The following is a 14,069-nucleotide window of genomic DNA, read 5'->3' on the forward strand; positions in this document are numbered from 1 at the left end:
ACCTGTTCACCTCTTATTATTTGATGGCTTTAACTTGCCGCCGCCCGGCCGCAGCATTTCTTGTATTTCTTGCCGCTGCCGCAGGGGCAGGGATCGTTGCGGCCCACCTTCTGCTCCCGCCGCACCGGCTGCCGGGGACCTTCTTCCTGGTAGCGGTTTTCCACCAGCTGCCGCTGCTGCGGCTGGGGAGCCTGCACCACGTTAACCCGGTAAATGTAGCGGACCAGGTCCTCCTGGATGCTGGCAATCATATTCTGGAACATTTCGTAGGCTTCAAATTTATACTCCACCAGGGGGTCCTTCTGCCCGTAGGCCCGGAGGCCTATGCCCTCCCGCAGCTGGTCCATAGCGTCCAGGTGGTCCATCCACTTTTCATCCACTATGCGGAGCAAGAGAACCCGTTCCAGTTCCCGCAGCACATCGGCACCCAGTTCGGCTTCCCGGGCCTCGTAGGCGGCGAGAGCTTTTTCTTTTAGCTCTTCCACGATCTGCCGCCGCCCCATATCGGTGAAATCCTCTGGAGTCAGCTTGTGGTCGGGAAGGAAGTGCTGGGCGGCATAATGCAAAAGCCCCGCCAGGTCCCATTCTTCTTCGTGAACTCCCTCGGGGCAGTAGGTATCCACCGCCCGCTCCACGGTTTGTATAATGGTCTGCAGGACAACTTCCTTGAGGTTTTCCCCCATGAGCACCTGCCGCCGCTGGCGGTAGATAACTTCCCGCTGCTGGTTCATCACGTCGTCATACTGCAGGACGTGCTTGCGGATGTCAAAGTTGCGGCTTTCCACCCGCTTCTGGGCCGTCTCGATGGATTTGGTCACCAGGCTGTGCTCGATGGGCATATCCTCCTCAATGCCCAGCCGGTCCATAATGCCGGCAATATTCTCCGAACCGAACAGGCGCATCAGGTCGTCTTCCAGGGAGATAAAGAACTGGCTCGAACCGGGGTCCCCCTGGCGGCCCGCCCGGCCCCGCAGCTGGTTATCAATGCGCCGGCTCTCATGGCGTTCGGTACCGATGATGTGCAGGCCGCCCAGGGCCACCACCTTTTTGTGCTCCTCATCGGTAATCTTCCTGTATTTCTCCAGGGTGGCCCGGTAGAGCTCCTGCACCCGGGGATCCTCATCGGCCGGGTCGTACCCCTGCTGGCGCAGCTCGGCCTGGGCCAGGAATTCCGGGTTGCCACCCAGAAGGATGTCCGTACCCCGGCCGGCCATGTTGGTGGCAATGGTCACCGCTCCCAGCCGCCCGGCCTGGGCCACGATTTCCGCTTCCTTCTCGTGGTACTTGGCATTCAGCACCTGGTGGGGAATGCCCCGCTTTTTGAGCATCCGGCTCAAAAGCTCCGATTTTTCGATGGAGATGGTGCCCACCAGCACCGGCTGCCCGGTAGCGTGGCGGCGGGCGATTTCCTCCACCACTGCCCGGAACTTGGCCTGCTCGGTCTTGTAGACTACATCGGGGAGGTCCCTGCGGATCATGGGCTTGTGGGTGGGGATGACCACCACGTCCAGCCCGTAGATTTTGCGGAACTCTTCCTGCTCCGTGGCCGCGGTACCCGTCATCCCGGCCAGCTTTTCATACATGCGGAAGTAGTTCTGGAAGGTGATGGTGGCCAGGGTCTGGGACTCCCGCTCCACCCGCACCCCTTCCTTGGCCTCTATGGCCTGGTGCAGCCCGTCGCTGTACCGCCGGCCGAACATGAGCCGGCCGGTGAACTCGTCCACAATAATCACCTGACCGTCCTTGACCACGTAATCCCGGTCCCGCTTCATCAGGGCATGGGCCTTTAAGGCCTGGTTCAGGTGATGGGTGAGCTGCAGGTGCTGATCATCGTAAAGGTTTTCCACCCCGAGCATTTTTTCCACCCTGGCCACACCCTCTTCCGTGAGGGTGACCGAATGGGCCTTTTCGTCCACCGTATAGTCGACATCCTTCTGCAGCCTGGGTACCAGGCGGGCAAAGGTGTAGTACAGATCGGTGGCCCTGTCGGCCTGGCCGGAAATGATCAGGGGGGTGCGGGCCTCATCGATGAGAATGCTGTCCACCTCGTCCACGATGGCGTAATGGAGTTCCCGCTGCACCAGCTGGTCCGGGTGGATGGCCATATTGTCCCGCAGGTAGTCAAAGCCGAATTCGTTGTTGGTGCCGTAGGTTACGTCGGCAGCGTAGGCCTTACGCCGTTCGGCCGTGTCCAGCCCGTGTACGATAAGCCCCACGGAAAGGCCCAGAAACTTATAAATCCGGCCCATCCACTCGCTGTCCCGGCGGGCCAGGTAATCGTTCACCGTGACCACGTGAACCCCCCGGCCGGTCAGGGCATTGAGATAGACCGGCAGGGTGGCCACCAGGGTTTTACCTTCACCGGTTTTCATTTCGGCAATTTTCCCCTGGTGCAGGACAATGCCCCCCATAAGCTGCACGTCAAAATGGCGCATGTCCAGGACCCGCCGGCTGACCTCCCGTACCACGGCAAAGGCTTCGGGCAGGAAGTCGTCCAGGGTGGCGCCCCTGGCCAGGCGCTCCTTGAACTCACCGGTTTTGGCGCGCAGGTCATCGTCGGAAAGGGCGGAAATCTCCCCTTCCAGGGCATTTATCTGATCCACCGTCCGCTGCAGGCGTTTGATTTCCCGCGCGTTGTCATCCAGCCAGTTACGCAGCAATTTGAGCATAAAAATCACCTTCGTAAAGAAGAGGAACCATCAAGGTTCCTCTTCCTAAAATAATTCCCGTATTATTGTAGCACCCGCCGGGAACGGTTTCAAGTGCGGGCCGGAGCCGGCGGAACCACCGGCAGGCCTGCTTTTTAAAATTCCGGTTCAATCAGGCCGTACCTGCCGTCCTTGCGGCGGTAGACCACGTTGACCTTTTCCGTGTCCGCGTTGGTAAAGACAAAGAAGCTGTGCCCCAGCAGGTTCATCTGCATTACCGCTTCGTCAACCGACATGGGCTTCACGGCAAACTTCTTGGTACGTACAATCGGCGGGCCGTTTTCTTCCCTGGCTTCTTCCTCCCCGGCCTTCACCTCCATGTTCTGGCGGCCCAGGCGGCGGTACAGCTTGCCCTTGTAGCGATCGATTTGTTTTTCCAGCTTTTCCACCACCAGATCGATGGAGGCATACATGTCGCCGGTGGTTTCTTCGCCCCGCAGAATAATGCCGTTAATGGGGATGGTCACTTCCACCCGGTGGGAATCCTTTTCCACGGTGAGGGTTACCTGCGCCTCTTCAATTAAATCGAGGTATCTTTCCAGCTTACCAAGGCGCTTCTCCACATACTCCTTCAGGGCGTTGGTTACTTCCACGTTTCTTCCCCGTACCTGTACTTTCATCCTGGCACCCTCTCCTTTCTGGTCCCTGGTATTAATATTATTCCCGAAAATGGCCGGAATTCCTGCCTGCAGCCTGCCAAAAATACCAAAAACCCCGGCACCGGGCCGGGGTTTTGCTTCCTGAACCTACAACTTCACCACATTGGCGGCCTGAGGCCCACGGGCACCCTCGACGATGTCAAACTCCACAAGCTGCCCCTCGTTGAGGGTTTTGAACCCTTCTTCCTGGATGGCCGAGAAGTGGACAAATACGTCCTTGCCGTCCTCCCCCTCGATGAAGCCGTAACCTTTCTCGGCACTGAACCATTTGACCTTGCCTTGCATGAACATTCCTCCCAGCATAAAATCCCGTGGGTGCTTGCACACACACGTAGCTGAATACTAACATATTCAGCTCCCATTGTCAAGGGTTGCCATCCGGCCGGTCCGTATCAAGATTCAGTGGTTCTACTCCACCCGCCAGGCAATGGGCATACGCCGGCCCATGCCGAAGGCCCTGGAGGTCACCCGCAGCCCGGGAGCGGCCTGGCGGCGCTTGTATTCGGCCCGGTCCACCTTGCGGATCACTTCCCGCACCAGTGCCTGGTCAAACCCCAGGGCGGCAATTTCATCAGCCGGCTTCTCTTCTTCGATGTATGCCTGCAGGATGGCATCCAGCACCTCGTAGGGGGGAAGGGAATCCTGGTCCACCTGGTTGGGCCTCAGTTCCGCCGACGGGGGTTTCACCAAAACGCTTTCGGGAATGATTTCCCGCTCCCGGTTAATATAGCGGGCCAGCTGGTACACCATCACCTTGGGCACATCGGCCAGCACCGCCAGCCCTCCGGACATGTCGCCGTAGAGGGTGCAGTAACCCACGGCCATCTCGGACTTGTTGCCGGTGGTGAGGGTGAGGTATCCCTCCCGGTTGGAGATGAACATGAGGATGTTACCCCGGATGCGGGCCTGGATGTTCTCCTCCGCCAGGTCTCCGCAGGGGGAACCGTCCCGGTTCATGACCTTTAAGAAGGTGCTGAACACTTCTTCGATAGGTATCTCCCGGAAGGCAATCCCCAGGTTTTCCGCCAGCTTCCGGGCATCGGAACGGCTACCGGGAGAGGAGTAACGGGAGGGCATGGAAACTCCCAGTACATTTTCCGGTCCCAGGGCAGCGGCGGCCAGGGCGGCCGTGACGGAAGAATCAATACCCCCGCTCAGGCCGATAACGACCTTTTTGAAACCGGTCTTCCGCATATAGTCGGCGATTCCCAGCACCAGCGCCCGGTAAACGTAACTGATGTCCTCCTGCAGGAGCACCGCCGCCGGTGCTTCAACGCTGGACGAGGTGCAACCGGCGTTACTGCCGGCATCTACTCCCTCCGGAGAACTGCCGCAGGAATCCGTTGTGCTGGCATGACCGGGGGCACCACCGGCATTTTCCCTCCAGGTGCTGCAGCCGGCACCCGCAGCTTTTCCAACCGGCTTCATCCATGTCGCCCCGGACTTCTGCCGCCCCATTTCCAGCACCAGCAAATCTTCCTCAAAGCTGCCCGCCAGGCAGACCACATTACCCCTGGCGTCCACGGCCAGGCTGGTGCCGTCGAAGATCAGCTCATCATTACCCCCGATCTGGTTGACATAGATTACGGGCCGGTGATACTTGCGGGCGATGCTCTGGAGCATGTCCAGGCGCAGCCCGACTTTACCGTAGTGATATGGGGAAGCGGAAATGTTCACTATCAGATCCACACCCCGGGCCACCAGTTCCTCCACCGGATCCACCTCGTAAAGCTGCCGGTTCCAGTAGTCCTTATCGTTCCAGATGTCCTCGCAGATGGTCAGGCCAAGGCTCCACTCTCCCAGTTGCACCGGAATCCTTCGCCCGGCCGGGCGGAAATAGCGGCTTTCGTCAAACACGTCGTAATTGGGCAAAAGGCTTTTGTCCTGGCGGCCGGCCAGCTTACCTTCCGCATAAAGCAGTGCGGCATTGTAAAGATAATCCCGGTCCGCCTTTTCTCCCCGCACCGGGGCACCGACAATAAGGGCCGCCTCCCGGCTCAAGGGGGCAATCTCTTCTACCAGCACCCTTTCCACCCGCTGCAGAAAATCCCTCCGGCAGAGCAGGTCCCGGGGCGGGTAGCCCGTTACGGCCAGTTCGGGAAAGACCACCAGATCCGCGCCGGCCTGCCGGGCCGCCTCCACGACCTTCCTCATTTTACCCGTGTTGCCGCCCACGTCCCCGATGGTGGGATTCAACTGGGCCAGGGCTATGCGCATTTGACTAAACCCTCTTTCCGCAGCCAAAATAAAACCCCGCCCTCCGCTCGAAAAGCGTATGGCCGGGGCCCCATTGCCCTGATTGTTTCCCTGCCCGTATTGTAACAAAAACAATACTGCCTGGCAAGGGCGGGCTTTAAAACCCGGCGCCCCTGCCCAGGAGCGACAAAATTCGGTCCGGGGCAGAAAGCCCCTTCTTTATATGCTAATCTGTGTTTGTGCGGTCCGGGTTTTCGGCAATGGGTACTATGAAAAGCAGAAAACTGCAGTATATAATAGAAACACAGGAGGCTCGGCTGCCCTTGGTTCCGTAGGTGTCAGGGTATCAGCTGGGAAAAATCACTTCAAGGTACACGCCGGCATTGGTGGGGTGGGGTTTGGCGTATCCCTTGACGTCAGACGTTAAGAAGAGGGTATCGATTTCTTTGAAATTTATTAAGTCATTTCTTATAATTGCTGCAGTGCTAGGTGCTTCTGTTCCTACAGTGCTAACCAAAGGTGATCATCTATACCCGATAAAAAATCATTCCTTCCCATTGGTTCGATGGTAATAATTGATGGTTTCGGGAGGTTATGCTAATGAACCGGACCTCCATTGAGATCCCCCCAAAAGAGTTATACACCTATGAAGATTACGCCAGGCTGCCCGAAGGCGCACCCTACCAGCTGATCGGAGGGAAGCTGGTTATGACACCTTCTCCATCTACATTTCACCAACTCGTCCTGGTCCGCCTGCTGGGCCATTTCTTGAATTACCAGACAAAAGAGAACAGGGGCACCGTTCTGGTTTCTCCCGTGGATGTTTATTTTAATCACGAGGAAACCTTCCAGCCGGATATCATCTTCATATCCAGAGAAAGAACCCATATTATCGAACACAATAAAATTAACGGCGCCCCCGACCTGGTGGTGGAAATTCTCTCCCCCTCCACCGCCTATTATGACCTGCGAAAAAAATACAGGGTTTACGAAAGATACGGGGTAAAGGAATACTGGATCGTGGACCCGGAAGATGAAACGGTGGAAATATACCTGAACAAGGATGGCCGGTTCACACTGCACCAGCAAGTGAGGCGCCAGGGAGTGGTGACCTCCGCTCTTCTCGACGGGCTTAAAATAGAGGTGGCAGAGCTACTTGTACAAATGCCTTAATGTTGATCCGCACAAGAATTCTCATCCCTGCAAGACATTCCCCCTCAAGGCGGGGTTCATTTAATTTCCGTGGTAAAACCCCGGCCGTGCTCGCCGGCCCGGGCCGCTTCTATGGCGGCGTTCAGGGAAAGGAGCCGGGTGTGCTGGGATATCTGCCCGATGCTGGCCACAATTTCGTCCACCTGGTTCACGGCCTGGCTCAACGTGCCGATCTCGCCGGCCAGGCGGGAAAAGTCGGAACGGATGCGGTTGACGGCCTCCAGCACCCTTTGGAGCACTTCCCGGCACTTTTCCACCAGCCGCCGGTTTGCCTCCGCCTCCCGGCCCAGTTCCTGACCGAGTCCGGAGATGGCCCTGGCGGCCTCCTGCAGTTTTTGAAAGGTTGCCACGGCCTGCCGGGCGTTCCGGCTGACCAGGGACATCTGTTCCACGGCGGCGGAAACCTGTTCCGCCGTCACCCGGTAATCCCTGGACAGGATGCGTGCCCTGTCCACCTGCTCCTTTATCTCCTGCCATAAATCATGTACAGCCGGAAGATCCACTTCCGCCTCTTTACCGGCCCGGCGGCTTTTGATCCCGGCTGCTAGTTTGCCTAATAACCTCCTGTTTTCCCGCCTGCAATAAGAAGTAACCACTACCGTAGCCACCAGTGCCCCCAGGAATGCGCCGGCCGGTACGGCCACCGGAAGCGGCCACCACCAGCCCGGAATGATGCCCGCCAACCCGCCAAAGATAACCGGAAGGACAAAGCGCGTCACCGCCAATCCCGTCTTCCTCTCCATTCCCTCCTGCCCCTTTCTCTGATCATAAAAAATCTTTCTTCGTTGAAAGAAGCGGGAAAGAGCGCCTTTGCCCTTCTCCGATTATTTTAGCACCACGGCGAAGGGAAATCTACCACCCGGATACTGTTTTCAAGCGTAACATCCCTGTTTTTCCCCGTATTCCGGGGAGGGCCGCCCGGCGGCCCGGGCCACGAAGCGGCCCAGAAGGGGGAGATAACGGGTGTTCAGTCCCGGGTCCAGACCGTAAAGTCCGGCAATTACCCGGTATAGCTCCTCCAGGGAAGTGTTCCCCGCCCTTTCCCCCATCCCGCCGACGGTAACATCCACCCACTCCACGCCCGCCTTCACCGCCGCCAGGGCGTTGGCCGTGGCCAGGCCGAAGTCGTTGTGGCCGTGGAATTCCAGCTCCAGATCCACCCGCTCCTTCAGCCAGACGAGGCGTTCAAAGGTGGTAAACGGGTCCAGGACGCCCACGGTGTCACAGTACCGCAGACGCTCCGCGCCCAGCTCCCGGGCCAGGCGAGGCGCGGTTTGTTTTTTCAGGTACTCCTCAAACTCAAACAGGTCACCGCCATTACCGCCATTAATGATCAGCGGCGGTTCGCCTTCGTACCCCGCTTCGGCCAGGATGGCCTCCACATCGTGAACGAAGGTCTTGCTGGCCGTACCACCGGCCAGGGCCACCGGCTCCATCACCCCGCGGGCACCGGCAAAAGCTCACCCGCGCTCGGTCATATCCCCCGGAATGGTGGCGATATTACAGGCGGGAATTATGGATTTCTCCTTTTCTGTGCGGTAAATATGCTTATCCCGCTCGGGAATCGTTTCGTTGCACTTCATTCTTACCACAGGCATGATCTCATTCCTCCCCTCACGTCTTTCGCGACAGCCGTCCCCCCGCCAGGTCCGGCGTGTAAGCACCCAGCTCTTCCATCAAACTGATGGCCGTGATCACACCCCTACCGGCACAACCAACACCCGGTTCCGGCCCCCCGGACTCGACACACCTGATCCCGCAAAACCCGGTCTTTACTACCCGCTCGATGGTCACCGCGTCCTCTCCGAATTCCCGCAGGGTATCCATCACCGTCTCCTGCGGCTTGCCGCCAAGAATCAGCCGCGTGCAGTCCGCCCTGGGATCGCAGCCATGGATCAAAACTTTTTTCCCGTAGAAATGGGCCAGGGCGGCAGCGGTATTTTGCTGGGTGGTGATTTAATGTAAAAAGGTGCCGTTTCCCCGGGGGGATACCGGCACCTTTGCCCGCAACAACTTCACTGTTCACTAAATTTAAGAGGCGCCACGGGATTAAGGGAGAAGGGTAGATCCTTTAAACCCGGGGCGCCAATGCCAGTTCTCAAACATCTTTGTTTTAACGCCAGGAAAACCTCACCTGCGAGTAGCAATTGCCTTTTCCAGGGAATCATCAGATGGCGCTTTCACCGGTTTCACCGGTACGAATGCGAATGGCGTTTTCCACCGGATAGGTAAAGATCTTGCCGTCGCCGATTTCACCGGTACGTGCGGCTTCGGTAACCAGCTTTACCACCTCATCTACAAATTTATCGGCAATGACAATTTCCACTTTGATTTTGGGCAGCAGGTTAATGCTGTATTCCGTACCCCGGTAAACCTCGGTGCGACCCTTTTGCAGGCCACAGCCGATGACCTGCGATACGGTCATACCATGTATGCCGAATCTTCCCAAAGCATCTTTAACGTCTTCCAACTTACCGGGGCGGATGATGCATTCAATTTTGGTCATTGAGGTTCCCCCTTTACTTCACGTAGTCCATGTCCCGGGAAAAAGCAGCTTTAATTTATCTTACACACCGGCTTCCCTGGTAGTGACCACGGTAGAATGAGAACCCGATAAGCTTTGAATGTGGCTCACCGGTGCGCCCAGCACCATGTCTGAGTAGGCATCCTCACCATGCTGGGTGATATCCAGACCCTGTACCTCTTCATCTTCGCTGGCCCGCAACTTGAAGAACAATCCCACCACCTTGAGGATGATGAAAGTCATAACGGCGGCAAATAGCCAGCTGGCCAGTACGCTGATAAACTGGATCCACAGCTGATGGGGGTTGCCAAAGAGCAGCCCGTCAACACCGGCAGGGTTAACAGCCCTGGAAGCAAACAGGCCGGTGGCCAGCGCGCCCCACGTACCGCCGATACCGTGCACGCCGAAAGCGTCAAGTGAATCATCATAACCCAGCCGGGTCTTGACCACACTCACCGCCAGGTAGCAGACCACGCCGGCCACCAGGCCGATGATTACGGCAGGAATGGGACCGACAAAGCCGGAAGCGGGGGTGATGGCCACCAGACCGGCCACCAGGCCGCTGGCGCCACCAAGCACGGTAGGCTTGCCGTGACGGATCCACTCGGCAAAGACCCAGGAGAGGGCTGCCGCTGCAGCGGCCGTGTTGGTCACCACAAAGGCGCTGGCCGCCAGGCCGCTGGCCGAAAGGGCGCTGCCGGCGTTAAAGCCGAACCACCCAAACCACAGCAGCGCCGCTCCCAGGACCGTAAGGGGCAGGTTATGGGGCACCATCGGCTCCGAACCGTAACCCTTGCGCCGGCCCAGCACCAGGGCGGCGATCAGGCCGGATACGCCGGAGGAAATGTGCACCACCGTGCCGCCAGCAAAGTCCAGGGCGCCCAGGTTGCGCAACCAGCCGTCAACGCCCCATACCCAGTGAGCCAGGGGGTCGTAAACGAAAGTCGACCAGAGCAGGGTAAAGGCTACAAAAGCCGGGAAACGCATGCGCTCAGCAAAGGACCCGGTAATCAGGGCTGCCGTAATGACCGCAAACATCATCTGGAAGGCCATAAAAGCCATGTGCGGAATGGTAGCCGAATAATCGGCATTGGGTTCTTGACCCACACCGTTTAAGCCAAGCCAGGAAAGGTCACCGATTAACCCCCCTTGATCGGGACCAAAAGCCAGGCTGTAACCCCAGAGCACCCACTGTACTGAAATCAAGGCCATGATAAACAGGCTTTGCATGATCGTGCTGAGGGTATTCTTGCGCCTGACCATACCACCGTAGAACAGGGCCACTCCGGGCAGGGTCATGAGCATCACCAGTGCTGCAGAGATAAGTATGAATGCGGTATCTCCCGTATCAATTTGAGCCTCTTCGGCCCAGGCCAGACCGGGTGCGGCCAGCAATACCAGGGGTAAAAGGTAAAGGCCATTCATGATTCGCCTGTACACTTACACCAACCTCCTATCTAAACCTACCCTGGTTTCTGCACCTCCAGCCACTGCAGTCTCCGGACCCTGCTGTAACGGCTGAAGATGGCCTGTATCTTATCGCCCGGGGTGAACGGCGCCAATTCACCGGCGGGACGTTTCCTGCAAAACGCAAAAAGGGTGCTTTAATGGAGCAACATTGCTCCCTTTAAAGCACCCTTGCTTTGAGCTCACGCTGGTATGATAAAAAGGCGCCCTTCAGAAGACAAACCTTCTGAAAAAGCGCCTTTGCTTGATCTCCACCATTGGATAACCCGTTTGTATGAGATAAACCGCTCCTAACGGAACCTTCCGTTAGAAAGTGCCACTGCCTCCTTAGATACTCCCCTGTATCTGCCTCTGTTCAGATTATAAGTCAGGGAGAATTTGTTGTCAACACCTTTTTAAAGTTTATGTCACCGGACCTGGCCGGCCAAACTGCCCCTTTAACCCAGCTTGACCGAGCCATTGCCGAGTTGGGTATTAATCATATCCCCGCTCGCTCCCCCCAGGCTATAGGACGCATAGAGCGCCTCTGGGGTACTCTACAGAGCCGCCTGGTAGTTGAGCTCCGCTTGGCTGGTGGATAACCTGCCCTGTGGATGAAAATCCTGTGGATAATGTGGATAAACCTGTTAATAACCCGCCGGACAACCTCTGTGGGTTCTGGATAAGTTGTTGGTAAGCTTTCTATCCCCCGGCCGGCGGCCCGGCAGGGGTAGTGGCCGGGCAGTAAGGTGCGGCCACGGTAAGGACGTATACCGCTGCCGCACCCGCAGCCAGGAGAACAGAGGTACACTCCCGGGCCGTGGAGCCGGTGGTGATTACATCATCCACCAGGACCACCACGCGCCCCGGCGGCAGGACACCGGGAACGGCGGCAAAGGAACCGGATAAATTGCTCAAGCGTGCGGCGCGGGACAGGCCGGTCTGGGGGAGGGTTTCCCGCACCTTGCGCAGCGCCGGCACCAGGGGCCAGCCCAGTGCCGTGCACAGCTCCCCGGCCAGCAATTCGGCCTGGTTAAAACCCCTCAACGCCAGGCGCCTGCTGGAAATGGGCACCGGAACCACCAGGGGAACTGTCCCGGGAGGGACCATCTCCCGGGCCACCGCGGCCAGCAGGTATGCCAGGGGCCGGGCCAGCCTCCGCTCCCCGCGGAACTTCAGGCGCAGGACGGCCTCTTTCAGCACGCCTTCGTAGGGGCCGGCAGCCCGGGCCGCTTTGAAAGGCGGGCGATCGCTTCTGCAGTGGGGGCAGAGGGCGCGGGGGAAAGACCTGCCGCCGGGACCGCCGGAGACACCGCCGCCCGTTCCGGGCCGCACCGGAAAGCAGCCGCAAACCGTGCAGCCGACCGGCGCCCTGTGCTCCAGGAACATCTCCCGGCACCGGGGGCAGAACCCTTCCCCTTCCGCCCCGGCACCACACAGGGGGCATCCCCGGGGCGGGGGGAACAACAGGTCCAGAAAATCACTCCACAACTCCCGCAGGGGGATTAAAAGACGAAACACCCCGCTCAGCTCCCCGATCTCACCCGTCCCGCATACTGCCGCCCGGCACAGGAGATACACCCGCCGGCCGGTTTTCACCATTCCTGCCGCGGCAGGTCGGCCAGCTGCCCGTACAGTACCACGCGATCCTTGCCCGTCCTCTTAGCACCATAGAGGGCCCGATCGGCCATTTTTACCAGCATATCCGCATCCCGTGCATCCCGGGGGTAACCCGCCACACCCAGGCTTATCCGCACCTGCCGGGGCATGTCCTTAACCGCAAAATGATGTTCCCGCACCATCCGCCTCAAATCTTCGGCCAGTTCGCCGGCCCGGGCGGCATCACAGCCGGGCAGGAGAATGGCAAATTCCTCCCCGCCGTAACGGCAGACCACACCCCTCTCGCCCACGGCATCCCGGAGGAGCCGGGCCAGTTCCACCAGCACCGCATCCCCGGCAACGTGGCCGAATCGGTCGTTGATTAGTTTAAAATTATCCACATCCAGCATGATCAGCGCCAGGGGCAGGCCCGTTTCCCGGGCGTACCGGAGCTCAACCCCGAGCCGGTAGGTGAAATAGCGGTGGTTATAAATACCCGTCAGGCCATCGGTATTGGCACTGTCCTCCAGCTGCTTCATCAGCAGCGTGCTGGCAATGGCCACCGCTGCCTGGCCGCAAATTACGGATATGGTATGCAGGTGGTTTTCATGAAAAGCAAACGGGCGTTTATCCCCGACCACCAGAATCCCCACCTTCCGGTTGTCGGCCAGGAGGGGAATGATCATAAAGGAGCGCAGCACCTGGAACAACCCCGGCTCGTGGCGAACCCGGGGATCCTCCCGCGCGTTATAAATAATTTCCGGCTCACCTTTTTCCGCCACCCAGCCGGTGAAGCCTTCCCCCTTAAAGATCATGCTCCCGGCTAATTTATCCCTGAACGGGCCGGCAGCGGCCCGGGCTTCATAGCAGCACTTCTCCCCCGACCACAGGTAAACCACCCCGCTGTGGTAGGACACCACCCGCCTGGTCTCCTTCAGCACCAGGTTCAGGATTTCCTGCACATCCAGCTTCTGATTGAGCGCCCGGGCCACGTGGTAAAGGGCCAGCAACTCCCTGTTGGCCAGCTCCGTATGCACGTACAGGCGCAGGACGAACTGGATGACCAGCAGGAGGAGGGAAAGCAGCACCACACCGGACAGGCCCGTTTCGCGGTATAAATAACTCATAAGCAGCCCGGCCGGTATGCAGAACAGGCAGGTCAGCCCGTCCCAGCGCAGGGCATCCCCCCGGGAGAGCAGGGGGTGGCGGTACTTCCCGGAAGTGGTAATGTACAGGGAGACCAGCAGGTGATTTACCAGAAAATACACTCCCGAGAAGGCCAGGAGGCCGGCCACCTGCCCCGTTGAGATCTGATCGCCAGCCGGGCCTGCCAGCCGGTGGCAGGCATAATTGCCCGCCATTACTGCCAGCACATGCTGGGCGGCATTGAACAAAACGGTCCTCAGGGAGTTGCCCCGGGGCCAGAATCCCTGGCTGATCAGGGTGGCCAGGGCTCCCGTCCAGGCGGCTGCCGGTGCGCCAAAAAGGATGAAGGTGGCCAGGACCAGGGCGAACCCCCCCGACAGCTGGCCGTGGGGAAAATTCACCGCCAGCCATTCCGCGGCCACCCCCAGGCCGGCAAAAACAAGAAAATGCCCGCCGTAATCCAGATCCAGGGAAGAAAAAAGGCGTGCCAGTACCCACGCACCCAGGCCAACAACCAGCCAGGTGCAGGCAACGTGGGTAAGGCGACGCATTCCCTTCAAAACTCCTCACCTCAGGGAG

At 58.8% G+C, this 14,069-nt stretch carries 11 protein-coding genes and 3 pseudogenes; 2 read left to right on the forward strand and 12 right to left on the reverse strand.

The window, feature by feature from the left end:
* Positions 1 to 29 precede the first annotated feature (29 nt).
* The 4 genes from secA to BUB44_RS04295 all read right to left on the reverse strand — a co-directional run bounded on the left by secA (position 30) and on the right by BUB44_RS04295 (position 5,584).
* Positions 30 to 2,669: a preprotein translocase subunit SecA gene (gene secA / locus BUB44_RS04280; protein ID WP_073163464.1), complete on the reverse strand. Its 2,640-nt coding sequence runs from the start codon at positions 2,667 to 2,669 to the stop codon at positions 30 to 32.
* 134 nt (positions 2,670 to 2,803) lie between these two features.
* Positions 2,804 to 3,328 carry a ribosome hibernation-promoting factor, HPF/YfiA family gene (gene hpf / locus BUB44_RS04285; protein ID WP_027355835.1) on the reverse strand — a complete coding sequence of 175 codons (525 nt, stop codon included), beginning with the start codon at positions 3,326 to 3,328 and terminating at the stop codon, positions 2,804 to 2,806.
* 126 nt (positions 3,329 to 3,454) lie between these two features.
* Complete coding sequence (locus BUB44_RS04290; protein WP_027355836.1) at positions 3,455 to 3,652, reverse strand: cold shock domain-containing protein; 198 nt, start codon at positions 3,650 to 3,652, stop codon at positions 3,455 to 3,457.
* A gap of 123 nt (positions 3,653 to 3,775) precedes the next feature.
* Entirely contained in the window at positions 3,776 to 5,584 is a 1,809-nt protein-coding gene (locus tag BUB44_RS04295) for an NAD+ synthase (RefSeq protein WP_073163466.1), read from the reverse strand.
* A gap of 579 nt (positions 5,585 to 6,163) precedes the next feature.
* On the opposite strand from BUB44_RS04295, the gene BUB44_RS04300 reads away from it, so the two are divergent.
* On the forward strand, positions 6,164 to 6,736 hold the full coding sequence (locus tag BUB44_RS04300; protein ID WP_073163468.1) for a Uma2 family endonuclease: 573 nt from the start codon (positions 6,164 to 6,166) through the stop codon (positions 6,734 to 6,736).
* Between the two features lie 74 nt (positions 6,737 to 6,810).
* Here BUB44_RS04300 and BUB44_RS15310 read toward each other — a convergent pair.
* The 6 genes and pseudogenes from BUB44_RS15310 to BUB44_RS04325 form a co-directional block, all read right to left on the reverse strand.
* Positions 6,811 to 7,518, reverse strand: a pseudogene (locus BUB44_RS15310) (methyl-accepting chemotaxis protein); the annotation flags it as partial.
* 129 nt (positions 7,519 to 7,647) lie between these two features.
* The gene (locus tag BUB44_RS15080; protein ID WP_083543085.1) at positions 7,648 to 8,211 is read right to left on the reverse strand and encodes a beta/alpha barrel domain-containing protein; all 564 of its coding nucleotides are present in this window, start codon (positions 8,209 to 8,211) and stop codon (positions 7,648 to 7,650) included.
* Positions 8,212 to 8,235: 24 nt separating this feature from the next.
* A complete protein-coding gene (locus BUB44_RS15315; RefSeq protein WP_165611001.1) occupies positions 8,236 to 8,373 on the reverse strand; it encodes a hypothetical protein in 138 nt (45 codons plus the stop codon).
* 46 nt (positions 8,374 to 8,419) lie between these two features.
* Positions 8,420 to 8,731, reverse strand: a pseudogene (locus tag BUB44_RS04315) (P-loop NTPase family protein); the annotation flags it as partial.
* Between the two features lie 211 nt (positions 8,732 to 8,942).
* Entirely contained in the window at positions 8,943 to 9,281 is a 339-nt protein-coding gene (locus BUB44_RS04320; RefSeq protein WP_013824337.1) for a P-II family nitrogen regulator, read from the reverse strand.
* Positions 9,282 to 9,341: 60 nt separating this feature from the next.
* Entirely contained in the window at positions 9,342 to 10,724 is a 1,383-nt protein-coding gene (locus tag BUB44_RS04325; protein WP_073163540.1) for an ammonium transporter, read from the reverse strand.
* Positions 10,725 to 11,206: 482 nt separating this feature from the next.
* On the opposite strand from BUB44_RS04325, the pseudogene BUB44_RS15755 reads away from it, so the two are divergent.
* Positions 11,207 to 11,341 (forward strand): annotated as a pseudogene (locus BUB44_RS15755) (ISNCY family transposase); the annotation flags it as partial.
* A 106-nt stretch (positions 11,342 to 11,447) separates the two neighbouring features.
* On the opposite strand, the gene BUB44_RS04330 reads toward BUB44_RS15755, so the two are convergent.
* The gene (locus BUB44_RS04330) at positions 11,448 to 12,344 is read right to left on the reverse strand and encodes a ComF family protein (RefSeq protein WP_131821577.1); all 897 of its coding nucleotides are present in this window, start codon (positions 12,342 to 12,344) and stop codon (positions 11,448 to 11,450) included.
* On the reverse strand, positions 12,341 to 14,041 hold the full coding sequence (locus tag BUB44_RS04335; RefSeq protein ID WP_073163471.1) for a sensor domain-containing diguanylate cyclase: 1,701 nt from the start codon (positions 14,039 to 14,041) through the stop codon (positions 12,341 to 12,343). The genes BUB44_RS04330 and BUB44_RS04335 overlap by 4 nt, the downstream gene beginning before the upstream one ends.
* Between the last annotated feature and the right edge of the window lie 28 nt (positions 14,042 to 14,069).

The organism is Desulfofundulus australicus DSM 11792, from assembly GCF_900129285.1.
In the GTDB taxonomy this organism is placed as follows: Bacteria; Bacillota; Desulfotomaculia; order Desulfotomaculales; family Desulfovirgulaceae; genus Desulfofundulus; species Desulfofundulus australicus.

What these genes read in the sequence shown, in the direction of transcription:
- secA (WP_073163464.1), bottom strand. Translation starts at nt 2,669, where the DNA reads ATGCTCAAATTGCTGCGTAACTGGCTGGATGACAACGCGCGGGAAATC.
- hpf (WP_027355835.1), bottom strand. Translation starts at nt 3,328, where the DNA reads ATGAAAGTACAGGTACGGGGAAGAAACGTGGAAGTAACCAACGCCCTG.
- BUB44_RS04290 (WP_027355836.1), bottom strand. Translation starts at nt 3,652, where the DNA reads ATGCAAGGCAAGGTCAAATGGTTCAGTGCCGAGAAAGGTTACGGCTTC.
- BUB44_RS04295 (WP_073163466.1), bottom strand. Translation starts at nt 5,584, where the DNA reads ATGCGCATAGCCCTGGCCCAGTTGAATCCCACCATCGGGGACGTGGGC.
- BUB44_RS04300 (WP_073163468.1), top strand. Translation starts at nt 6,164, where the DNA reads ATGAACCGGACCTCCATTGAGATCCCCCCAAAAGAGTTATACACCTAT.
- BUB44_RS15080 (WP_083543085.1), bottom strand. Translation starts at nt 8,211, where the DNA reads ATGGAGCCGGTGGCCCTGGCCGGTGGTACGGCCAGCAAGACCTTCGTT.
- BUB44_RS15315 (WP_165611001.1), bottom strand. Translation starts at nt 8,373, where the DNA reads ATGCCTGTGGTAAGAATGAAGTGCAACGAAACGATTCCCGAGCGGGAT.
- BUB44_RS04320 (WP_013824337.1), bottom strand. Translation starts at nt 9,281, where the DNA reads ATGACCAAAATTGAATGCATCATCCGCCCCGGTAAGTTGGAAGACGTT.
- BUB44_RS04325 (WP_073163540.1), bottom strand. Translation starts at nt 10,724, where the DNA reads ATGAATGGCCTTTACCTTTTACCCCTGGTATTGCTGGCCGCACCCGGT.
- BUB44_RS04335 (WP_073163471.1), bottom strand. Translation starts at nt 14,041, where the DNA reads ATGCGTCGCCTTACCCACGTTGCCTGCACCTGGCTGGTTGTTGGCCTG.